The organism is Chitinimonas prasina (assembly GCF_030160395.1).
Classification (GTDB): domain Bacteria; phylum Pseudomonadota; class Gammaproteobacteria; order Burkholderiales; family Chitinimonadaceae; genus Chitinimonas; species Chitinimonas prasina.
In genome coordinates, this window is sequence record NZ_BSOG01000002.1 from 1016389 (window position 1) to 1038378 (window position 21990).

A 21990-nucleotide genomic window follows, 5' to 3' on the forward strand; every position below is an offset into this window, starting at 1 on the left:
GAGGCGATCTGCCTATTTAGCGACCGGCGACACGGCGGGTCACCGGCATGCAGGCATCAGGCCACCAGCCGCATCCCGTCATACCCCACTTCCACCCCGGCCGGCATGCGCTGCGACAGGGCGTGGTACTCCAGTTCGTGGGTCATATGGATCAGCACAGTACGGCGTGCGCCTATGCGCGCTGCTGCCGCAAGCGATTGCGCCACGCCAAAGTGGGTGTGGTGAGGCTGCTCGCGCAGGCAGTCGAGCAGGAGTAAATCCAGCCCTTGTAGCAGCGCGAAGCTGGCCTCGGGTATTTCCGAGACATCCGTCAGGTAGGCCACATTGCCGATGCGATAGCCATAGACCGGCCAGCGGCCATGCAATACTGGAATAGGCGTGATCTCCACCCCGCGATGGCAGAAAGCGCCATGCACGGCTGTGGTCTGCAGCGAAGGCAGCTCCCACCACGGCCCTGGTGGCAGCGTGGTGTAGTGGAAGCGTGTGTGGATGTCCGCCATGGTGTAATCGCTGCCAAACACCGGCATGGCGGCCTTGTTGACATAACAGAAGGCACGCAGGTCATCGATGCCATTCATATGGTCGGCGTGCTGGTGGGTGTAGAGCACCGCATCCACCTTGGTCAGCCCTTCACGCAGGGCCTGGGTACGCAGATCAGGCCCGGTATCGATCAGAAAACTCAGCCCTGCCACGGTGACCACGCTGGATGCCCGGCTGCGGCGATTACGCGCATCGTCCGAGCTGCAGGTAGCGCAGTGGCAACCTATGGCCGGCGTACCTGCGCTGGAACCACACCCCAGGATCAGGACCTCGGCATTCACGCCAACTTGCCCTCCAGCTTGAACAGGCGGGCAAAATTCGCCGTGGTGGCCGCCGCCACCTCCTCCACTGCAATACCGCGCAGGTCGGCAATATGCTCGGCCACGTGGCGTACCAGCGCCGGATGGTTCTGTTTGCCACGGAAAGGCATGGGCGCCAGATAGGGCGAGTCGGTTTCGATCAGCATGCGTTCCAGCGGAATGGTGCGTGCCACCTCCTTCAGCTCTTCCGCCTTCTTGAAGGTGACGATACCAGAGAAGGAAATATAGAAATTCTGCGCAATAGCGGCATCGGCCACAGCTTGCGATTCGGTAAAGCAGTGCATCACCCCGCTGGCCTCCGCCGCATTTTCCTCGGCCATGATGCGTAAGGTATCGTCCGAAGCACTGCGGGTATGGACGATCAGCGGCTTGCCGGTCGCCCTGGCTGCCCGGATATGCACCCGGAAGCGTTCGCGCTGCCATGCCAGGTCGCCTTGCAGACGATAGTAGTCCAGGCCAGTCTCACCAATCGCAATCACCTTGGGATGCTGTGCCAGCGCCACCAATTGCGCCACGGTAGGCTCGACTTCATCCTCGTAATCAGGATGTACGCCCACCGAGGCATAGATATGCGGATAGCGCTCCGCCATGGCAATCACATTGGGCCAGTGCGGGAGATTGACTGATACACACAGCGCATGGCTGACGCGATTGGTCACCATGGCGGCCATCAGCTCATCCGCGCGTTCGGCAAGCTCGGGAAAATCAATATGACAGTGGGAATCAATAAACATGCAGCTTCTATTCAATCAAGGCAGGTGGGTGCACCGGCTGGCACACCCGCCAATTCTACTGCCTCACTCCTTACTTGGGCACGAAGCGTAGGGTATGTTGTGCCGGCCCCGGCAGAAAGGGGGTCGCCTCACCCTTGACCCAGGCGGCATGCCCAGCCAGGAAGAATGGACTAAGCGGATGGCCGCTCTGGCCACCCGGCATATTGAATATGCCCTGTGCTTCCTGCCCGGGCGCGACCACCATGCGTTGCGACGCACCAAACGCCGGCCCCGCCACTCTGGGCATGTGCTCATCACCAGCAAACGCATCGGCCGGTGCCGCCAGCCAAGGCTTGAGTGCAGGCAGCAGCTTGACGAAGGGATGGGCAATCCGGCTGGTATTGCGCTGCCCCCAACTGGCTTCAGAGAGCGGCCGGCCTCCGGCCGTCAGCTCGGTAATGGCCCGGTCTATGGCGGCCAACTCCAGCCCTCGCCAATCCCGTTCCTTCAACCAGCCTGCCGGCCGTTCATCCAGCAGCCGCGCCACCACCACCGGCCAACGTGGATTGGCGAGGTCGAAATCAGCCCCGGGCTCCAGCGCGCCCAATTGGGCATCCAGGCCACCAAACAGCTCGGCATACAAGGCATACAGATAGGCCCGCGTCAGCCGGTAGCCCACCGAATCCACACTGGCCCTGCCCGTCCAGCCCTCCTTGAGCAGGCGCCGGAACTCAGCCCGCTGCGGCCGTGTTGCCGTCGCACCCTGATCCAACACATCCAGTGCCCGCTCGCGCCAACCAGCCAGATAGAGTGCTCTATCGTCCAGGGCCAAGCCATAGGCCGCCAGCTCATTACCCTTGCCCAAGGCTGTCAGTCCATCCCGTATCTGCCGAGCACGAGCGCCCAGGTCGGCCCCACCGTCGCCCATCCGGCGGTAAAGCTCGCCGCCCAGCGGGCGGCTGTTGGCGGTCCACAGCTGCCCACTTGCCGGATCATTCAGGCGTGGATAGTCGCGGGGGGACAAGCGCCCCTGCCAGCTCAGGCCTGCTGCAATGGGATATGGAAAACTCGCTTGCGGCAAGGCCTCGCGGCCCGGCAGCGTGCCCGCAATCGTCCAGCCTATATGGCCTGCGGCATCGCCTGCCACCATATTCTGCGCCGGCATGCCGGCACTATGGGCTACGGCTTGGGCAGCCGCCAGATCGGCCACGCCTTCCATCTGGCGCAGGTTCAGGTTGACCGCGCCGGGTTGATGGGCAATCCAGCGCACGGCGTACCAGCGCCCTTCCACCTCGCGCAAAGGCCCCTGTGAGCCCTCGGCAATCTGCATGGTCACGGCGGTACCATCCTTGACCTGCAAGGTTTCCGTATGCACCCTGGCCGTCTCCCAGCCTGCAGCTGTCTTGATACGCAAGCGCTGCGATGGGTCCCGCTCCACCTCGATCAGATCCAGATAATCGCCATAGCTATTGGTGAAGCCCCAGGCCACCTTGCCGTTGCTGCCGGCCACCACCAAAGGCGCACCCGGCAGGGTGACACCGGCGATACGCCGGGTCTGTCCTTGCTCGTCAGGGTACTGCAGCACCGCGCGGTACCAGATATGCGGCAAGCGCAAGCCCAGGTGCATATCGTTGGCCACAATGGCGCTGCCATGCGTGCTACGACTCCCCGCCAGCGCCCAGTTATTGCTCCCCACTGCGCTGCGCAGGGCAAGCCCCGCCTGCTTGCCGGGGACAGGCAGCCCCAGCCACGCCGGCGCCTGCGCAGGTGTGGCTGTCGGGGGCGACACGATATCCGGCGTGTCCAGCGGAGCATCCTGGCTGCTGGACTCAGGCAGCAGATAGGCCAGTTGCTCGGCCGTAGTGTGGGCCTTCAACCAGCCACGCGCCAATTCGCGTCGTTCCTGATGGCCCTGCAGATCAAAATACATGGCCCATACCACCAGCAGGCTGTCTGCAGGCTGCCATGGCGCTGGCTGGGTACGCAGCAAGCCATACTCAAAAGGCCTGGCACGCAGGGCCGACAGACCTGCGTTGACGCCTGCCGCATAGCGTTGCAGCAACTGCCTATCCGCCTCGGGCAAAGCAGCCAGGGTGCTGGCGGCACGCGCCCTGAATCGATGAAAACGATGCTCGCGGTCACTCTCGAGCGCCGCCTCGCCTATCAGCCCCGCCAGCTCGCCAGCGGCAACGCGGCGCATCAGATCCATCTGGAAGTACCGCTCCTGCGCATGCAGATAGCCCGTGGCATAAGTCACATCAAGCCGGTTACTGCCACTGACCGTAGGCACACCCAAGGCATCCCGCAAGGCTGTCACATCTGCCGTCAGGCCACTTGCCGGCAGCTCACCATCGAGCTGAGCCAGGCTGCCTCGCAGGAACAGCCACAGCACCAAGGCCAGCAGCAACCACGTGGCCAGGCAGGCCAGCAGCAGGCGCCAGGACCAGCGCAACCATTTTCCCATCGCCATATTGCTTCCCATAGTCAACCGCCTGCAGATATCACCTTCATCCCCAGGTCTGCGTGGTTGCGCACGACAACCGGCCACAAAAAAGCCCGAACCAAGCCGGGCTTTTAATGCACATACACACCAGATTCCTACATAGTATGAGTAGTACGGTTCGACTGCAGTGCGCCACCCAACATGCCTTCAATCTTGTTGCGCGCCTGCTGCCCTGCCTCGTTATCGGAAAACTGCACCCCCACGCCTTGCGTACGGTTGCCGTGTGCCCCCGCCGGTGTAATCCAGGCCACCTTGCCCGATACCGCAATCTTGGCCGGGTCATCCATCAGCTGCAGCAGCATGAAGACTTCGTCCCCGATGGTGTAGGCCTTGGCCGTGGGTATGAAGATCCCGCCGCCCCTGAGAAACGGCATATAGGCGGCAAACAGGCCTGCCTTCTCCTTGATGCTAAGGGAGAGTACGCCACCGGCGCGTGGTGCGGCCGGAGCAGCGGGTTTGGGTGCTTCAGACATGCTTATCCTTTTTTATCCTTTGTTGGCCGGCCGAACCGCCTGCTGGTAGCCAAACAGCAGTTGCTCGTAAACAAGACGAGCATTCAGTGGGTGGCTGGACAGTTTCTTCGCTTCCAGCACTGTATCGTGGTAACGCATCAGCCGTACGGGGTCCAATGTCGTCGCCAGGGAGGCAAGCCGGCCCGCCTCATCGGGATAATAGCGGACAGACTGGGCAAGTCCCAAGCGCGCCAGATCATGCAGCCAACGAGACAGCCAGTCGGTGACGCGTGCAACTTCCACTTTTTGCTTGTCCAGTCGCTCCGCTAGCCCCAGCGGGTCCAGCTTGCGCGGGTCGGCCAATTCGCCCAGGAAACTGCGCCGCGCCGCCGTTACACCTGCATCCGAGCGCTCTTGCGCGGCCAGTGGCGCGCCGCCCGCTTCGGCCAGATTGGCCTCGGCGTCGCTGATTCCCTGCTGCGCCAACCATGCCAGCGCCTGCTCGCGCGGTGGGATGGTCAGCGCCAGCCGACGGCAGCGGCTGCGTATGGTAGGCAAGAGGCGGCGCCACTGATGGCTGACCAGAATGAACATGGCACCGGGAGGCGGCTCTTCCAGCGTCTTCAGCAAGGCATTGGCTGCCGCCAGGTTCAGCGCCTCGGCAGGCTGTATCAAGGTCACCCTGCGTCCGGCACGGTGGGCGCTCAGATGCACGAAATCATTGAGCTCGCGCACCTGGTCCACGGTAATCCAGGCCGATGCTTTTTTCTTGGGTTTGGCGTCGTCATCGCCCTCTTCTTCTACCGCCGGGGTCAGCTCGCGGAAATCCGGGTGGTTGCCGGCCAGATACCAGCGGCAGGCATCACACACGCCACACGGTTTGTCGGCGGCGGTCGATTCGCACAGCAAGGATTGGGCAAGATGGCGGCCAAACGCCAGCTTGCCTATACCCGGCTCGCCAGTCAGCAACAAGGCGTGGGGCAGTCGCTCCCCCTGGCTGATCAAGGCCTGCCACTCGGCAAGCTGCCACTGATACAGCATCACGCCACTCCCATGCCGGCCAATACCTGGGCCAGATCAGCCTGTACCTCTGCTACCGGCTTGCTGGCATCCAACACCACCAGCCGCCCGTGCGAAGCCGATGCGCGGGCATGGTAGGCGGCACGTACCCGCTCAAAGAACGCATCCTGCTCGCGCTCAAATCGATCCAGTTCGCGCGCTCCCGCCAGCCGGGCACGGCTGACGGCCAACGGCACATCGAACAGCAGGGTGGTATCAGGCTGCAGCAACCCCGCAGCCCTGCCCTGCACCCATTGCTCCAGCGCCTCGAATTTTGCCAAATCCAGCCCCCTGCCGCCCACCTGGTAGGCATAGGTGGCGTCGGTAAACCGGTCGCACACTACCCAGCGCCCCTGTGCCAGCGCCGGTTCAATGACCTGGGCCAGATGTTCGCGCCGTGTGGCGAACATCAGCAAGGCCTCTGTCTCAAGATGCATGGGCTCATGCAGCAACAGCTCTCGCAGCTTTTCTCCCAGCGGCGTACCACCAGGCTCACGGGTAACCAGATGATCCACACCACGAGCAGTCAGCGCCGCAGTCAGCCAGGCCAGGTGGGTACTCTTGCCCGCCCCGTCCAGCCCCTCCAGCGAAATAAACCGGCCACGCACCATCACTTGGCTCCCAACTGGTAGCGGCGCACCGCCTGATTGTGTTCGGCCAGGGTCGAAGAGAAATACGAAGAGCCATCACCCTTGGCAACAAAGTAGAGTGCCTTGGACGATGCCGGATTGGTGGCGGCCAGCAAGGCAGCCATGCCTGGCATGGCAATCGGGGTAGGCGGGAGTCCACCACGGGTATAGCTGTTATAGGGCGTATCGGTTTCCAGGTGGACGCGCTTGAGGTTACCGTCAAATGCCTCGCCCAAGCCATAGATCACGGTCGGGTCTGTCTGCAGCCGCATGCCTATGCGCATGCGGTTATGGAACACCGACGAGATCATGGGCCTGTCATTGGCGGCTCCTGTCTCTTTCTCCACAATGGAGGCCAGGGTCAGTGCCTCGTAAGGCGACTGCAGCGGCAGGTTGGCAGCGCGCGCCTCCCAGGCGGCGGCCAGCTGCTTTTGCATGGCCTCATGGGCACGCTTGAGTACCTGTATATCGGAACTCTGCTTGCCAAAATGGTAGGTATCAGGAAAGAACAAGCCTTCTGGCGACGGCGCCTTGGCGCCGATGGCTGCCAGGATGGCAGCATCGTCCATGCTCGCCGTGTCATGCCGTAGATCTGGATCCTTGGCCAAGGCTGCTTTCACCTGCCGCCAGTTCCAGCCCTCCACTATGGTCAGCGTAGCGCTGGAGACATCGCCGTCAGTCAGCTTGGCCAGCAGTTGCAACGGTGTAACGGGCTCACTGAGCTCGTAGCTACCTGCCTTGATGCGGCCCGCATCACCGGTAAGGCGAGCCAGCACCGTCAACAGCCAGGGCGATTCCACCAAGCCTTCGGCCGCCAACTGGTTGGCCGCCATGCGCATGGTGGTGCCACGCTCCAGCACAAAGGCGCGCGGGCCGCCATCGAGCGGAAAAGGCGTGTGGGCGTAGCGCCAACCATAGCCACCGATAGCCACCGCCGCCAGCAGCAACAATACACTCAGCCAAGCCAGCAAACGGCCGAGTAGCGATGCCCGCTTGGGCGAATTCTTGTTAGCACGTGCCAATTCAGCTTCCAGTTTCTCTTGGTAAAACACCGGTTATCCGGTGCGCGGTTGCTATGCTTTTTAGGCCAGCAACCCTGTATTCCATTGTGCCCGCCGCCGGCCAACCCCCAGCGCAAGCAGTGCCAAGGCAATATCCATCGCGCCGGCACACTGCCAAGCCTGGCAGTTTGCCATCAATCGGCAGGGCCGGCACCTTGGCCGGCCACGGCCATTGCGACTCCTTGCCGGCTATCGTGAAATTTCCCAGCCGGCTTGCCTTGCTGCCGGGCAAACACTATACGCAGTAAACCGTCACTTGCATCTTGCTGGAGTCGCGCCATGTATCGCCTATTACGCCTGCTCTGTACCGCAGCCTTGGCCCTGAAGGTAGCGGCCGACCCTACGCCCTTCAACCCTGAGACAGGCTATATCGATCTGCCTTCCGTACAGGTTGGCGAGGCGGTATACAGCGTCACCCTGCGATTGATAGGTGACCGCCTGCATATCACCGCCATTGCCCCCGCCAGCGACACGGCCAATCCACTGGTATTCAATCTAGCCACCAATAGCATCCTGCTGCCAGAGGTCAGCATAGGCCTGCAGACCTATTGCGTGGAACTGCTGCTGCAAAGCGATGGCACACTCGCACTAGGGGTAGTGCAGGACCTGGGCAAGATGGCCTCGCTATACACCACCAAGGGCCCATCCACGGTCAAAGGCATGCAGTCTGTCAAAACCAAGAGTGTCAACACGGTGGGCAGCAACAAGACCTACAGCCTGACTTTTTACAACAACACGCTGATGTTTGTGACCGTCAACAACCAGAATCAGGTCACCGCCCTCAACTACCAGACTCAGGACGGCAAGCTGGAGTGGGATGCGGTCGTGGACACCCGTACCGGTACGGTCGTAACCACTCAGGGAGCCTGCCGTAACTGCAGCAAAGTCACGGTCAGCAGCGCTGGCGCCATCAGCTTCGACAACGTCGAGATGAGCGGCTTTACCAAGAACAGCCAGAATACGCTGATACCGATAGATGATGTCTCGCTGCTGGGAGTCATTCCGTAACGCCAGCCTTCATGCGGGCGAAGAAACGCTCCACCACACTCAGCTCCCGCGTCCGCAGCATGGGCGGCAAGGCTTTCCATATCTGCTTGCCATAGGGCTTGTCCACCAATCGGGGGTCGCAGATCATCAGTACGCCCTGGTCGGTCTCGTCCCGTATCAGACGCCCGGCCCCCTGCTTGAGCGTAATGGCTGCGCGCGGCAACTGGTACTCAATAAAGGCATTGCGTCCCGCGCGGTTGATCTTGTCTATGCGGGCTGCCAGCACCGGGTCGTCTGGCGCGGCAAAGGGCAGCTTGTCTATGACCACCAGGCGCAACTGCTCGCCCTTGACATCGATGCCTTCCCAAAAGGTCTGGCTGGCTACCAATATTGCATTGGGCTGGGTACGGAAGCGCTCCAGCAACTCGGTGCGCGTACCTTCACCTTGCAGCAGCATGGGGTATTGCAGCCCCATGGCTGGCAACCTGGCGTTAAGCAGATCATAGGCCTCCCGCATGGCGCGCAAGCTGGTAAACAGCAGGAAGGCGTGGCCTTCGGACAACTTGATCAGTGGCAAAGCCGCCTCGATCACGGCAGCCGTGTAATCCCGGTTATTCGGGTCAGGCAAACCCTGGGGCACATAGAGCACCGCCTGCTGCTTGTAAGCAAAAGGAGATTCCCAGGCCGCCTGCTCTGCCTCCCACAAACCCATCTCGTGGGTGTAATGCTTGAAATTGCCATTCATGGCAAGGGTGGCGCTGGTAAACACCCAGGCACGCTCTTCGTGCATCTGCTTGGCAAACAGGCGGGCGATATCCAGCGGGGTGATATTGAGCTGAAAACCCTGCGGGCTCACCTCCAGCCAAAACACCGCGTCGAGATGGCTGGCCGCTGGCTTAGCCTTGTCCGACTCAGCCTTCTCCGCTGCAACGGGCACGGCCGGCGCCGGCTCCATGCCATCACGCCAGCGCCGCAGCACGCCCAGTTGTTCGGCAGCCCGGCGGCGGCAGTTCTCCAGCCCTTCAGAGCGTTCAGCCTGGTCTACCAGCCGATCGACCAACTCCGTCAGTTTTTCCTCCAGCACGCCCAGGGCCGCGTGGAAGGCCAGGTTTTCGGCCAGCTGGTGTTGCGGCGCACGCAAGGCATCTTGGCCAAACACCAGCCTGAGATCGCGCGTGGCCTTATCCAAGGCCAGCGCTGCCGCCGGCAAGTGCACAAAATCCTTGGCTGCAGCCAGGGCCTCGGCGCGGCTGTCTCGTGCCAGTTCCAACAGCGACCCCGAGGCCACCGTTTCGCCAAAAAACAGGCTGGCCACTTCGGGCAACTGGTGGGCCTCGTCGAAGATCACGGTATTGCAGCGCGGCAGCAATTCACCTGCACCTTCGTCCTTGAGCCAGACATCGGCAAAGAACAGGTGGTGGTTCACGACCACCACGTCGGCCTCCAACGCCTGCCGGCGTGCCTGCATGACAAAGCAATCCTGGTAGCTGGGGCACTCCGAGCCCAGGCAGTTGTCGCGGGTGGACACCGCGTGCTGCCAGGCCGGGGAGGATTCAGGTACGTTGGAGCAGGCCGACTTGTCGCCATCGCTGGAGGTGGCGGCAAAGCGCGCTATGGCCTGCAGGTGGATGACGTCCTCCTTGCGGGCAAAGCGCCCATCGGCCAGCGCGCGCTCGAGGTGATAGACACAAACATAGTTGGCACGCCCCTTGAGCAGCGCCGTCGTGACTGGCACCTTGAGCGCAGCGCGCACCTTGGGAAGGTCGCGATGAAATAGCTGATCCTGCAGGGTCTTGGTCCCGGTAGAGACGATCACCTTGCCACCAGACAGCAAGGCCGGAACCAGGTAGGCATAGGTTTTTCCAGTCCCCGTACCCGCTTCGGCGATCAGCGGTTTTTTGTCCTTGATGGCGCGCTCCACCGCCTGGGCCATCTCGACCTGCTGGGTGCGTGGCCGATAGCCAGGCATGGCCTGGCTGAACAAGCCGCCTTCGGCAAAGACATCATCTAGGGTGGTCACGGTAGGCAGGAGGAAAGTCGATCGCGCCGCGATTCTAGCATGCCCCTTCCAGCAGTCCCGCCCGCACCATGCAAAACGCCGCCTGGCAAGGGCGGCGGCGTCTAAAACATCGAGCTAACAATCTGGGTTAAGTCACTGCCCATTCAAAATAACGACGAGCGGCGGCGAGATTCAGGGATCTCCATCAAAGGAGACTTGGCCGGCTCAGGACACACTCAGCCCCGCGGATTCCCAGGCGCCTTACCTGCCCATCACCGCCCATCCCTGCCTTAAACTTACAACCGGCGCTCAGGCTCGTACGTCAATCGCGTTACCCAGGTTCGCCGGGTTGCTCGGGGGTGTAGGCAGCGCCTCAAGCAAGGCCATGGCGTTGCTCTTCTGGATATCCAGCGCCTTGCGCAAAGTCAGGATGGATGCCTGCGCCTGGGTCTTGGACATGGCCTGGTCGGAGATCGCACTAGCAGCGCTGGAGATATCCATAACTTCCTTTCGGCAATACAGCCTGGGCAGAATTGCTCTTGAGCTTAGACCAGTTTCCTGGCTTTTACCCCAGATTTATCGGCTATTTCTTCCGCTTCTTTAAGACTTTCTTTGTCTTGCCCTTGGATTTCGTTACCGCCGACTTCTTCTTGCCCGTGGCCTTACTGGCCTTGCGACTTGAACTCTTGCTCTTGATCACCTTGCCACGCCGGTCACGCTTGACCTCGACGGCACGCTTGGGCTTGCCCACAGGCTCGGCTGCGGCAGGAACATCACCCGGCAAAGGGGCTTCCGCCGTCACAACAGGGGGGGCCGGCTGCACCGGCACCAACACCGATTCCGCCTGCACAGGCAATACCAGTGCCACTGAAACGCCAGCACACAAAAGCCAGCGGGAGAGAGTTAACAGCATGGACGACTCCAACCTCTTTGCAACTATCCAAAAAGCACAATCTGCCGCGCATCACATCTACTCAGATCCAGCGCAATCAGGCCAGATCAGCATGACGTAAGCATGCAACGGGGATGCGTAGTGTAACGACTGCGGCGACCTGCCGCAGGCTTTGTTTTGCAGCAAGCCAAAGCTCCCTATAATCGAAGGCTTTCAGCCCCATGGCGGCCACCACGTGAATCCCCTGCTAGACCGCTTACAGCCCTATCCGTTCCAGCGCCTCAAGGCCCTGCTTGCCGGTGCCGCGCATGGTGATGGCCTGCGCCATATCGACCTATCAATCGGTGAGCCCAAGCACCCTACCCCCGAACTGATCAAAACTGCCCTGCAGGCGCACTTTGGTGGGTTGGCACAGTATCCCGCCACACTGGGCTCGGCTGATCTGCGCGGTGCCATTGCCGATTGGCTGGCACAGCGCTACGGCATTGCCCGGCCCGACCCGGCGAGCGAAATACTACCTGTCAACGGCAGCCGCGAGGCGCTATTCAGCTTTGTGCAGGCGGTGATCACCCCCGGCGCTTGCGAAAAGCCGATCGTGATCTCGCCCAACCCCTTCTACCAGATCTACGAAGGAGCGGCACTGCTGGCCGGTGCCGAACCCTATTACCTGAACTGCCTGCCTGCGCAGCGCTTCCAGCCCGACTGGGACAGCGTCCCGGCTGACATCTGGCAACGTACCCAACTGGTGTTTGTCTGCACACCCGGCAACCCGACCGGTGCGGTGATGTCACTGGATGACTGGCGCAAACTGTTTACCCTGTCCGACCAGTACGGTTTTGTCATTGCCAGCGACGAATGCTATTCGGAAATCTGGTTTGATACCCCCCCGTTGGGCGCTTTGCAGGCTGCGAACCAGCTGGGGCGTGGCTACCAGCGCCTGGTCATGTTCTCCAGCCTGTCCAAGCGCTCCAATGCCCCCGGCCTGCGCTCCGGCTTTGTGGCAGGTGACGCCGATATACTAGCGGGCTTCCTGCTTTACCGTACTTACCACGGCTCTGCCATGTCGGCCACGGTACAGGCAGCCAGCGCCGCCGCCTGGCGTGACGAACAGCATGTGGCCGCCAACCAGGCCGAGTACCGGGCCAAATTCGAGGCCGTCGTCCCCTTGCTGGCAAAGCCACTGGGCGCCGAATGGCCCGATGCCGCCTTCTACCTGTGGGCCCAGGTACCGCAACGCTATGCTGGCGACGATGCGGCTTTCTGCCGCGACCTCTACCAGCACTGCCACGTTACCGTACTGCCCGGCAGCTACCTGGCGCGAGACGCGCATGGCCAGAACCCTGGGGCCGGGCGCATCCGCCTTGCCCTGGTAGCCCCCCTGGCTGATTGCATCGAGGGTGCCCAGCGCATCGCTGCCTACGCTCACTGAACCGCCACCGTATCCAAACCCCAGCCCATCGAGACCCGCACCATGACCCATCCACTACAAGCCACTATTGAAGCCGCGTTCGAGAACCGCGCCGACATCACGCCAGCCAATATCACGCCAGACCTGCGCGCCGCGATAGACCAGGTCATCCTGGAGCTGGATCGCGGCCAACTACGCGTAGCCGAGAAAAAAGACGACCAGTGGATGGTCAACGAATGGGCCAAGAAAGCCGTCCTGCTGAGCTTCCGTGCCAATGACAACCGCGTCATGGACGGTGGCGAGACCCAATTCTTCGACAAGGTGGACAGCAAGTTCGCCGGTTGGAGCGATACCGATTTCCGCCAAGCGGGCTTCCGGGTAGTCCCGCCTGCCATGGCCCGCCGGGGCAGCTATATCGCCAAGAACGCCGTACTGATGCCGTCCTACGTCAATATCGGCGCCTATGTGGATGAAGGCACTATGGTGGACACCTGGGCGACGGTCGGCTCCTGCGCACAGATAGGCAAGAACGTGCACCTCAGCGGCGGCGTCGGCATAGGCGGGGTACTGGAACCCCTGCAGGCCTCGCCGACCATCATCGAGGACAACTGCTTTATCGGTGCCCGTTCCGAGATCGTGGAAGGCGTGATCGTGGAAGAAGGCGCTGTCATCTCCATGGGTGTCTACATAGGCCAGAGCACCAGGATCTATGACCGCGAAACCGGCGAAGTCAGCTATGGCCGCGTACCGGCCGGCTCGGTGGTGGTGAGTGGCAACTTGCCCTCTGCAGACGGCAAGTACAGCCTCTACTGCGCCGTCATCGTCAAAAAGGTGGATGCCAAGACCCGCAGCAAGGTGGGTATCAACGAATTGTTGCGCGGTATTTAGGCGTTAGCAAATACTCAACAGCACCGACAGCCACGGGAGTGGAGTCACAGCTGCAGAAAAAAGCGGCGCCCTAAGGCGCCGCTCTCATTACGCAACTTCCTTGAACGACTTAGAACTTGTGCGTCGCACCGACATAGTAGGAGCGACCGAAGATGTCGTAATAACCAGGAACTGTGTCCAAAGCCTGGGTACCCGCAGTACCCGAGGCAAAGAACGGCGGCTTTTTATTAAACAGGTTGGTCACACCGCCATACACTTCGGTCGACTTGGCCAAGTTGTAGCCCAAACGAACATTGTGGTAGGTATGTGCCGGAATCCGCGGGAAGCCGTTCTTGGTAGAGTTTAGAGCCATATCCGCGCTACCAATGTGGCGTATGTTCCAATTCATTTTGAACGGACCGTTGCGATAACCAACATTGGCGTTAGCAGTGAACTTGATGAAGCCTTGGTCGGTGGTCGAACCACCCGCCTGACCCAGCATATCTAGTGGCTTTTGGCTAGCCAGCGGCTGCAGGGTCGCTTCATCATAAATGGTCGAAATGAACGAGAAGTCCATGTCACCCCATGAATTCTTCATGGCATAACGGACATCCAGGTCGACGCCGGCAATTTCCCGGCTAGCTACGTTCTGCAACTGCTCATTCACTGCCGTCAGCACATAGTTGCCGTTTACCAGTGGATGAGTACCACGCGTAATAGCATTGCAAAGCAAGCGGCTGTCGTAGCACAAATCAACGGCTATCTGACGCGATACCGTGGTGATGATGTCCTTGATATCGATCTCGAAACGGTCGACAGTCAACGCCAAGCCAGTTACAAACTTAGGTTGCCAGACAAAACCATAGGTCAGAGTGGTTGCTACTTCCGGCTTCAACGCTTTGTTCCCGCCTGTCAGGCCGGTCACGCTTTGCTCGACCACCAGCGGCGGCGCGTATCCGGCCGGCACACCATCTGCCTGACAGTTGGCTGCGCGAGTCGGGTTAGCATTGCGACGGGACTCGGTACAAGGGTCGTTCACAACACCGGCTGTCGTACCTCCACCGGACAGTTCACCCGGGTTTGGCGCGCGTACGGCACGTGCCTTCATTGCGCGGAAACGCAGCCCTTCCATTGGTTCCCAATCACCGCCAAACTTCCAGGTGTTGTAGCTGATGTCCCCTGAAGCCTCTGAATGGCGATAAGCACCTTCGAAGTTCAGTGCTTTGACAAACGGCTTGTCGGCCAGGATCGGCACTAGCAATTCGGCGAACATTTCGCGCGTCTTGATCTTGACGAAATCAGTATCGGTGAGCGTGTTACCCGTGACTAAGCCCTGGTTGATGGCAGCGTCGTAATCCAGGCCACCAGAGAAGGTGCGGTACTCGGCGCCTATCGCGGTACGCATGGCACCTGCTGGCAGCTCAACCAATGCACCCGTCAAGCTGGCATTGGTGCTGTTGAGCGAACTTTCGCCCACAGCGGTCGAACTCATGCGAATATAGTTCTGCATGGCAGACGTGTACGGTGCGAACGGATTGATAGGGACGCAACCTTGTGCGCGTGCAGTAGCATCCACGCAGCGATAGCTACCCGGATTGGCCGGATCGGCCTCGACGCGCAGGCCGTTGTACAACTGCACCTTTCCGACCAGACCTTCGGTAGACAGATTGACCTTGGTACGGCCGTAGACATTGGACAGTTCCCAACGCCAGTCGCTTCCCAAGCCGAAAATGCTATCGAATTCGCCCTTGGCACCGACAACGGTACGGGCGGTATCACGGTCATTCTTGGCACCGCGATTACCACCGGCGGTTTTGTCCGAGAAACGCTGCCACCAAGTCATCTCGGTCACGTTGCCAGCCACCGCAGCCGTACGCAGTGCAGCAGGAATAAATGGGTTATTGATAGGAATAGTTACAGCAGTCACACCACCGATACGGTCATTCGCTGCGGAAGACTGGAAAGGGTGGCCTTCAAAGCTCGAATCCACCTTGGTCTGCCCAAAGTTGAACTCGGCAAAGGCTTTGACCTTCTCGCTCAGCGGATACTCCATCTCGCCAGCCACCATGATTCGGGTGGTTGGGATAGCCAGATCGCGGTTGGCGTTGCGGTTGTAACCATCCTTTGTGACATCAAAGGGGATCAACGCACCATCCTCAGTAAAGCTATCGCCACGACGGGTGTAGCTATTGGTGCCGACAAAGAAGCGACCGTTCTCACCTACACCAGAACGCGCTGCCGGTCCGCGCACCTGAGTGGCAGGCGACAGCCATGCGAAGTCCTCAGCACAGATGTAGCGATCCTTGCAGCTGACCTGACCCTGCTTGTCGAACTGCAGAGTCAAGAGACCACGACCTGCATCGCCCAGCTTGCCACCCATCATGATGTAGCCGCTAGGGTTCTTATTGTCGCCCTCGCTGGTTTCGCCATAGGACGCATTGACTTCCACACCTTGGAAGTTCTTGCGGGTAATGATATTGATAACCCCAGCAACAGCATCGGCGCCGTAAATGGCCGATGCGCCACCGGTAATGATTTCAATGCGCTCGATATTGGCGGTTGGAATGGTATTGAAGTCTACTGCCATGCTGGTGGAGGAACCACCCGGAACACGGCGACCGTTAATCAGCACCAAGGTGCGTACGGGGTCAAGATTACGCAGGTTGGCGTTATTAAGGCCCGACGCTGCCACACCAGAGAAAGTGGACTGAGTACGGGAAGAGCCAAAGGACGGGGCAAACTGGGGTATTTGCGTTGCCATGTCGGCAAAGTTTTCCATACCCATATTACCAAGGGATTCCTTGGTCACGGTAAGCACAGGCGTGGTACCGCTCAGATTGGCACGTACGATGCGGGAGCCGGTAACAACCACGACTTCCTGCTTAGCTGCGTCTTCTGCAGCAAATGCCGGCACCAGCGCCGGTACCATGCCACTCATCAACAGTGTTACGGCTGCACTAATCTTTCTCTTGGCGAACATCGAACTCCCCTTACGATCATGTTAGGCGCTCCGGTAAACCAATGGGCGACGGCTCTCCAGAACAGGCGGTTGCGCTTTAGACGGAAAGTTCATTGCAACACTAAGCAGGCAACGTAGCTTATCGTCAGGCTGCAACTCCCCCGTTGGTGCACAGAGAGACACGCCACAGATACTGGAGCTGCAGGGATCTCCCACAGCGTCAGCGCTTGGCTACCGAAATCTCAGAGCGGCAACATTTATTTACAACTGCCAACACCTATTTACTGCCGCTCGCGGAACTGATCATAGCGAGCGCCGTACTGGACAGCGTCGAATAAGATGGAAAAAAAGCCTCAAATACGCCAGACCGTTGTCAACCTGCGACACTAAATCCTACCAACTCAAACACTCCGCAGGCGGCCAGCCGCCTTATTTCCACAAAGGTTTCCTCGCTTTTGTCGCCCCGCATGTAATAGACTTTATCCAACAGCCCACAACCGACCCCCAGCATGTCCTGCCCCCCTGCCGAACTGCAAAAGAAGTACGAAGCCATGCGCGCCACTTGGGGCGCCTATCGGGCTACCCCGCGTTTCGAGCAGTTCGTCGAGTTTGCTGTCATCCTGTCCAGCTTTGCCGAATTCCTGCATGCCAAGGGCTTGTCCGGCCTGCACCAGATCGCCCGCGATATCGAGCAGCAATCGCTGGCCTTGTTTGGTGACGAGCACACCCATCCGATTGCCGATGGCGCACTACAAGAGCTGGAGAGCCGGGTGGAGGGCCTTTGTGCCCGGGCTGCCAGTTTTATCGAGCACAGTACCCGCCCCATAGAGGACCGACGCGCCGGTCACGATAGCGAACCGGCTGCCGATCTCTCGCCGGGCCGGCGGGTCTGGTTCATTGGCGACGACCTCGATGCTTGGCGTGACCTGATCTCGCAGCTGGGCTATTTCGGCATCAAGGCTGAGGGATACAACTGGACCAAGCTGCCGGCCAATGACGATGAACCGACCACCCTGCTGTTGGACATGACGGGCATCGCCATCGGCATCGCTAGCCAGCACATGCAGAAGCTGCGCACCCGCTTTGCCGCCAGCAACCTGCTGGGGCTCAATATCGATGCCGACTTCAGCAGCATGCAGGCCGCGCTGGGCGCCGGTTGCGACTTCTGCTTTGCCCGTGGCACACCGTTGCCGGCTATCATGGCCAAGATCATAGAGCTGCATGCCAGTGAAGAAGAAGAAGCCTACCGCGTGCTGGTGGTGGAGGACTCGCTGACCGCCAGCAAGCTGATACAGCGTACCCTGGCTGAAAACGGCATAGAAAGCCAGGCCATCGCCCAGCCGCGCGAGGTGCTGAATGCGCTCAAGCGCTACCAGCCAGACTTGATCCTGATGGACATGTATATGCCCGGCTGCACAGGCGTCGAAGCCGCGCGCGTCATACGCCAGCATCCGGAATTCCTGTCTGTGCCCATCGTCTACCTGTCGGGCGAGACCGACGTGGGCCTGCAGGTCGATGCGCTGCGCCTGGGCGGCGACCACTTCCTGACCAAGCCGTTCAACCCGGTCATACTGAACGCCATCGTCAAGAGCAAGATAGAGCGCTACCGGCTGCTGCGCCGCTCCATGTTCCACGACAGCCTGACCGGCCTGCTCAACCATACCAGTTCCAAACAGCGCCTGGATGCGGCCGTGAATGCCGCCGCCAACGAGCACGACGCCCTGGCGGTCGCGATGATAGATATCGACCACTTCAAGAGGGTCAACGATAGCTACGGCCACCCGGTCGGCGACCAGATCATACGAAGCCTGGCGTGGTTGCTGAAACAGCGCCTGCGCAAGACCGACATCGTCGGCCGTTACGGTGGCGAGGAGTTCCTGGTTGCCTTGCCTGGCGCCAATGCCTCCCAGGCCTTCCAGATATTGGATCGCATACGCCGCGATTTTGGCCAGATCAAGCACCCCTTCAACGAGACCTGGTTTAATACCACCTTCTCCAGCGGCGTGTCGCAATTCCCCACCATACCCAGCGGCGAGGCCCTGGTGAAGGATGCCGACGAGGCACTCTATGAAGCCAAGCGCGCGGGACGGGATCGCGTGGTGATCCACGCCTGACCGGCTCAGCAGGTCGGCGCCTGACTGTGGTGGCCGCTATTGAGAACCGCTAACAAAACTCACCGTAGCTGGTTCTGGCTAGTGTGTGAGGGTAAATGCCGCGGAAGACAGTACACGGGTACTGCAAACTCGCCCAACAAAGCTCCAATAGCTTTGTCAGCGGTACTTAGACCAACTCCACCGCATCGCCCAACTGCAGTCTACCCAGGCTGCGTGCCACCAGATTGACACCGAACATCGTTCCATCCTCGGTGCGGCGATAGTTATTGAGGGTTTCCAGCGGCTGGCGATCCGCAGCCGGCGTGGCGGTATCCGGGTCTACCGTGGTAAACAGGCAGCGTGAGCAGGGTTTGAGATTCTCGAACACCACGCCGCCTATCCGTATGTGCCGCCAGCTGTCTTCTATAAACGGCACACTGGTTTCCACGACCAGATTGGGTCGGAAATGCCGCATGCTGACTGGCTGAACCAGCCTGCCATTCAGCTCGTCCAAAGAAGCCGTGCCTATCAGCAGTACGGGATAACCGTCCGCAAAACTGACGGGTACCTCCGGATCCCTGCGGGTACGGCGAGTGCTGTCCGCACCGGTATAGACCAACCTGCAGTTGGCGCCGAGAAAATCAGAGAACCAGAAATCCGCCTCATCACTGCCTACCTGCGCGGAAAATTCGCCGCTTTGCCACACCGTCACGCCCTGCCGCTCTCGCAGATCCGCAATCTCCACCCGCAGGCTGTCCATGCCCGGCGCATCGAAGGTCACACCGCGGTCATCCATGCTCGCCGTAATCAGCACCATGCGTGGATACTGCCGACCGGTGAGGAAGCCCTCGCGGTCGCTGACCAGCATCCAGCGTCTGTCATGCTGCAGGCCCATGGCCTCGACCAAGGCTGACGACACCAGGTTGGATCGGCATGACTTGAGGGGATGGATATGGATTTCAGCGAGTCGCATCAGTAGCACTCCGTATTGAACTGGACACGGCCGTAAGGGGCCGGCCAGCAATATAGAACAAATGCCACCTCCGCTGCAGCTAGAATCGGGGCCAGATTCACTCTGTCCCGCTGGTCGCTGATGCCACCCACGCGTTTTGCATTCCCCGCCCTGCTGGCCGGTGCCGCCTGCATTGGCTTTGCCGGCATATTCGTGCGGCTGTCCGACATCGGCCCGGTTGCCACCGGCTTCTGGCGGCTGCTGCTGGCCGCACCCGTGCTATGGCTGCTCAGCCTGCATACGCCCTCCCCGCCCATCAACCGTCGTCGTGGTGTGGCCCTGCTCGCCATCGGGGCCTTCTTTGCACTTGATCTCACGGTCTGGCATCTGTCGCTACATATCACCACCGTCGCCAACGCCACCTTGCTGACCAATTGCGTGCCCGTGTTTTGCGTACCCCTGGTAGGCTGGCTGATATGGAAAGAGCCTATCGCGCCCGGCTTCAGCCTGAGTTTCATTGTCACCCTCGTTGGCGTGCTGTTATTGACCGGTGAAAACTTCGCCCTGGCACCTGCGCGTTTCCGGGGCGACCTGCTGGCCACCCTGGCGGCGGTGTTTTACTGTGGCTACCTGCTGGTACTCAAGCTGGTCAGGCAGGACATGCCCGTCATGCGATTGATGGCCATCAGCAGCGCCATCAGCGCCATGGTCATGCTCGCCATCGCCCTGGTTCGGGGCGAGGCTATCTGGCCCAGCGGCTGGCATGCCTGGTCGGTACTGGTGGCGCTGGCGCTGATCACCCAGGTGGGTGGGCAGAGCCTGATCGCCTACGGCTTGGGCCATTTGCCCACCCATGTCTCGGCCCTGGGCTTGATGTTCCAGCCACTGGTCGCCACACTGGCCGCCTGGCTGCTGTTTGCAGAGGCCATCTCGCCCCTGCAGGTCAGTGGCGCCGTGGTCATCGTACTCGGTGTCTGGCTGGCCAAGCGCCAGACGCACTAATACGCCTGCAACTTGCCCAATAGATTTGCCGCGCCTGTGCGGAACCCCCAACACCCCTTCGGGTCGGATCGCCCATGACACTACGCCACACCCTTATTGCCGCCCTGTTCGCCCTTGCCACCATGGCAGGTGCCCAGGCTGAAGAAGACGCCGGCCAGCGCTGGCGCCAGCATGCCCAAGAGGACCTGCTGCCCTGGTGGACCCAAACCGCCGCACAAGGCGAACCACTGGGCCGTTTTCCCACCTTCCGCTGCAACGACGGCAGCGTCTATCTGGCAGCAGCCCCCTGCCCCGAACTGGCACAAGCACCAGATTGGATCAAGAGCGAGCTCAAGCGCGACTATGTCCGCATGCAGTCGCGCCAGATCTACACCTATGCCATGGGCTTCCACCTGACCGGCGACATCAAGCTGCTCAAGCTGGCCCAGGCCGGGGTGGCCGACCTGCGTGCCCGCGCCCTCGACAAACGCACCGGCAGTGCAGCCAGCTGGTTCGAGAATGGCAAGCCGCAACCGGCCATAGGCATGCGCAACGCACAGGATCTATCGTACGCAGGCCTGGGCATGGCAGCGGTGTACTACCTCACCCGCGACCCACTGGTACTGTCCGATCTGATCAAGCTCAAACAGCACATCTTTACCTATCAGGACCCCAAGGCCGGCTTGATACGCTGGCAGGCCAAGGACAGCGGCAATGGCGATGCTCAGCGCGAGGAACTGGTGGCGACGCTGGACCAGCTCAATGCCTATCTGATCCTGGTCACCCCCATACTGCCGGAAGGGCCGCTGAAGCGCCGCTGGCAGGAGGATATCGGCAAGTTGTCTGGCGCCATGGTCAAGCGCTTCCATGATGCCGACCGTGGCCGCTTCTGGGGCACCCGCGGCTTGCCGGACAGCGACAGCGCCGATGGCCGCCACAATGACTTTGGCCACACTGTAAAAGCCTACTGGATGCTCTACCTGGCGGCCCGCCAGAATCAGGACGTAGAGCTGGCCAGCCTGGCCCGTGATGGCATGCGCAAGACGCTGGATGCCGCCTGGCTGCAGGACAGCAGCAGCTGGGGAGAGAAATGGCGGCAGGACGGTAGCGTGGTGCCGCACAAGAGCTGGTGGATCTATGCCGAGCTGGACCAGGCTGCCGCCACGCTGGCCGTACAGGAGGGAGACGACCCCAGCCGCTGGCAGGCAGCAGGCCAGTGGTGGCTGAAGCATTTTGTGGCAGCACCGGGTGGCGAGGTGTGGGGCAGTGTATCGGCCGACGGCAATGCCCGGCCACAGCTGCGGCAGCATCACTGGAAGAACGGCTTTCACTCCATGGAGCACGCACTGGTGAACTACCTGGCCAGCCAGGCCCTGGCAGACCAGCCCGCCACGCTCTACTACGCCACACCCGCCACCCGGGTCGCCGCACGCTTCAAGCCCTACACCTTTGAAGGCCATACCCTGTCGGTAGAGAAGCTGCAGGTCGAGGGCACCACCATCCAGAAGGTCAGCATCAAGCTGGATCGCTACAAGCGCTGATCTCTCCCCGTGACGGTCAGGCAAGGGCGCTCCG

General features: G+C 60.8%; 18 protein-coding genes. 6 read left to right on the forward strand and 12 right to left on the reverse strand.

All coding sequences use genetic code 11. The features are described 5' to 3' along the window. Positions 1–56 precede the first annotated feature (56 nt). From QQK16_RS11730 to mltG, 7 genes are all read right to left on the reverse strand, one after another. A complete protein-coding gene (locus QQK16_RS11730; RefSeq protein ID WP_284196649.1) occupies positions 57–821 on the reverse strand; it encodes an MBL fold metallo-hydrolase in 765 nt (254 codons plus the stop codon). Further along, positions 818–1594: a TatD family hydrolase gene (locus QQK16_RS11735; RefSeq protein WP_284196650.1), complete on the reverse strand. Its 777-nt coding sequence runs from the start codon at positions 1592–1594 to the stop codon at positions 818–820. Before QQK16_RS11735 ends, QQK16_RS11730 begins: the two co-directional genes overlap by 4 nt. Positions 1595–1664: 70 nt before the next feature. Further along, positions 1665–4037: a penicillin acylase family protein gene (locus QQK16_RS11740; protein ID WP_284196651.1), complete on the reverse strand. Its 2373-nt coding sequence runs from the start codon at positions 4035–4037 to the stop codon at positions 1665–1667. A gap of 134 nt (positions 4038–4171) precedes the next feature. After that, complete coding sequence (locus tag QQK16_RS11745) at positions 4172–4549, reverse strand: PilZ domain-containing protein (protein ID WP_284196652.1); 378 nt, start codon at positions 4547–4549, stop codon at positions 4172–4174. Positions 4550–4561: 12 nt separating this feature from the next. Then, entirely contained in the window at positions 4562–5569 is a 1008-nt protein-coding gene (gene holB / locus QQK16_RS11750; protein WP_284196653.1) for a DNA polymerase III subunit delta', read from the reverse strand. After that, positions 5569–6195 (reverse strand): dTMP kinase, encoded by a 627-nt coding sequence (tmk, locus tag QQK16_RS11755; protein WP_308447027.1) that lies wholly within the window; start codon positions 6193–6195, stop codon positions 5569–5571. Before tmk ends, holB begins: the two co-directional genes overlap by 1 nt. Positions 6196–6197: 2 nt before the next feature. Continuing rightward, a complete protein-coding gene (gene mltG, locus QQK16_RS11760; protein WP_308447015.1) occupies positions 6198–7268 on the reverse strand; it encodes an endolytic transglycosylase MltG in 1071 nt (356 codons plus the stop codon). A gap of 288 nt (positions 7269–7556) precedes the next feature. Between mltG and QQK16_RS11765 the strand changes: the two genes are divergently transcribed. Then, complete coding sequence (locus QQK16_RS11765) at positions 7557–8285, forward strand: hypothetical protein (RefSeq protein ID WP_284196655.1); 729 nt, start codon at positions 7557–7559, stop codon at positions 8283–8285. On the opposite strand, the gene QQK16_RS11770 is transcribed toward QQK16_RS11765, so the two are convergent. From QQK16_RS11770 to QQK16_RS11780, 3 genes are all read right to left on the reverse strand, one after another. Further along, a complete protein-coding gene (locus QQK16_RS11770; protein WP_284196656.1) occupies positions 8275–10284 on the reverse strand; it encodes an ATP-dependent DNA helicase in 2010 nt (669 codons plus the stop codon). The two genes, QQK16_RS11765 and QQK16_RS11770, sit on opposite strands and share 11 nt — an antisense overlap. A 288-nt stretch (positions 10285–10572) precedes the next feature. Beyond that, positions 10573–10764: a YjfB family protein gene (locus QQK16_RS11775; RefSeq protein WP_284196657.1), complete on the reverse strand. Its 192-nt coding sequence runs from the start codon at positions 10762–10764 to the stop codon at positions 10573–10575. A gap of 82 nt (positions 10765–10846) precedes the next feature. Then, a complete protein-coding gene (locus tag QQK16_RS11780; protein ID WP_284196658.1) occupies positions 10847–11176 on the reverse strand; it encodes a hypothetical protein in 330 nt (109 codons plus the stop codon). Between the two features lie 214 nt (positions 11177–11390). On the opposite strand from QQK16_RS11780, the gene dapC reads away from it, so the two are divergent. Then, complete coding sequence (gene dapC / locus QQK16_RS11785) at positions 11391–12584, forward strand: succinyldiaminopimelate transaminase (protein WP_284196659.1); 1194 nt, start codon at positions 11391–11393, stop codon at positions 12582–12584. A 42-nt stretch (positions 12585–12626) separates the two neighbouring features. Continuing rightward, positions 12627–13451 (forward strand): 2,3,4,5-tetrahydropyridine-2,6-dicarboxylate N-succinyltransferase, encoded by an 825-nt coding sequence (gene dapD, locus QQK16_RS11790; protein ID WP_284196660.1) that lies wholly within the window; start codon positions 12627–12629, stop codon positions 13449–13451. A gap of 109 nt (positions 13452–13560) precedes the next feature. On the opposite strand, the gene QQK16_RS11795 is transcribed toward dapD, so the two are convergent. Next, positions 13561–16410, reverse strand: a complete 2850-nt coding sequence (locus QQK16_RS11795) for a TonB-dependent receptor domain-containing protein (protein WP_284196661.1) — start codon at positions 16408–16410, stop codon at positions 13561–13563. A gap of 488 nt (positions 16411–16898) precedes the next feature. Here QQK16_RS11795 and QQK16_RS11800 point away from each other — a divergent pair, with 488 nt between their 5' ends. Further along, entirely contained in the window at positions 16899–18503 is a 1605-nt protein-coding gene (locus tag QQK16_RS11800) for a GGDEF domain-containing response regulator (protein ID WP_284196662.1), read from the forward strand. Between the two features lie 166 nt (positions 18504–18669). Here the strand turns inward: QQK16_RS11800 and QQK16_RS11805 are convergent, their stop codons facing one another. Beyond that, positions 18670–19455, reverse strand: a complete 786-nt coding sequence (locus QQK16_RS11805) for an MOSC domain-containing protein (RefSeq protein ID WP_284196663.1) — start codon at positions 19453–19455, stop codon at positions 18670–18672. Positions 19456–19575: 120 nt separating this feature from the next. Here QQK16_RS11805 and QQK16_RS11810 point away from each other — a divergent pair, with 120 nt between their 5' ends. After that, the gene (locus QQK16_RS11810; RefSeq protein WP_284196664.1) at positions 19576–20436 is read left to right on the forward strand and encodes a DMT family transporter; all 861 of its coding nucleotides are present in this window, start codon (positions 19576–19578) and stop codon (positions 20434–20436) included. Positions 20437–20510: 74 nt separating this feature from the next. Further along, positions 20511–21956 carry a hypothetical protein gene (locus tag QQK16_RS11815; protein WP_284196665.1) on the forward strand — a complete coding sequence of 482 codons (1446 nt, stop codon included), beginning with the start codon at positions 20511–20513 and terminating at the stop codon, positions 21954–21956. The last annotated feature ends 34 nt before the right edge of the window (positions 21957–21990 follow it).

Coding starts and splice junctions, on each gene's coding strand:
- QQK16_RS11735 (WP_284196650.1), bottom strand. CDS start 1,594: ATGTTTATTGATTCCCACTGTCATATTGATTTTCCCGAGCTTGCCGAA.
- QQK16_RS11740 (WP_284196651.1), bottom strand. CDS start 4,037: ATGGGAAAATGGTTGCGCTGGTCCTGGCGCCTGCTGCTGGCCTGCCTG.
- QQK16_RS11745 (WP_284196652.1), bottom strand. CDS start 4,549: ATGTCTGAAGCACCCAAACCCGCTGCTCCGGCCGCACCACGCGCCGGT.
- holB (WP_284196653.1), bottom strand. CDS start 5,569: ATGCTGTATCAGTGGCAGCTTGCCGAGTGGCAGGCCTTGATCAGCCAG.
- QQK16_RS11765 (WP_284196655.1), top strand. CDS start 7,557: ATGTATCGCCTATTACGCCTGCTCTGTACCGCAGCCTTGGCCCTGAAG.
- QQK16_RS11775 (WP_284196657.1), bottom strand. CDS start 10,764: ATGGATATCTCCAGCGCTGCTAGTGCGATCTCCGACCAGGCCATGTCC.
- QQK16_RS11780 (WP_284196658.1), bottom strand. CDS start 11,176: ATGCTGTTAACTCTCTCCCGCTGGCTTTTGTGTGCTGGCGTTTCAGTG.
- dapD (WP_284196660.1), top strand. CDS start 12,627: ATGACCCATCCACTACAAGCCACTATTGAAGCCGCGTTCGAGAACCGC.
- QQK16_RS11795 (WP_284196661.1), bottom strand. CDS start 16,410: ATGTTCGCCAAGAGAAAGATTAGTGCAGCCGTAACACTGTTGATGAGT.
- QQK16_RS11800 (WP_284196662.1), top strand. CDS start 16,899: ATGTCCTGCCCCCCTGCCGAACTGCAAAAGAAGTACGAAGCCATGCGC.
- QQK16_RS11805 (WP_284196663.1), bottom strand. CDS start 19,455: ATGCGACTCGCTGAAATCCATATCCATCCCCTCAAGTCATGCCGATCC.
- QQK16_RS11810 (WP_284196664.1), top strand. CDS start 19,576: ATGCCACCCACGCGTTTTGCATTCCCCGCCCTGCTGGCCGGTGCCGCC.
- QQK16_RS11815 (WP_284196665.1), top strand. CDS start 20,511: ATGACACTACGCCACACCCTTATTGCCGCCCTGTTCGCCCTTGCCACC.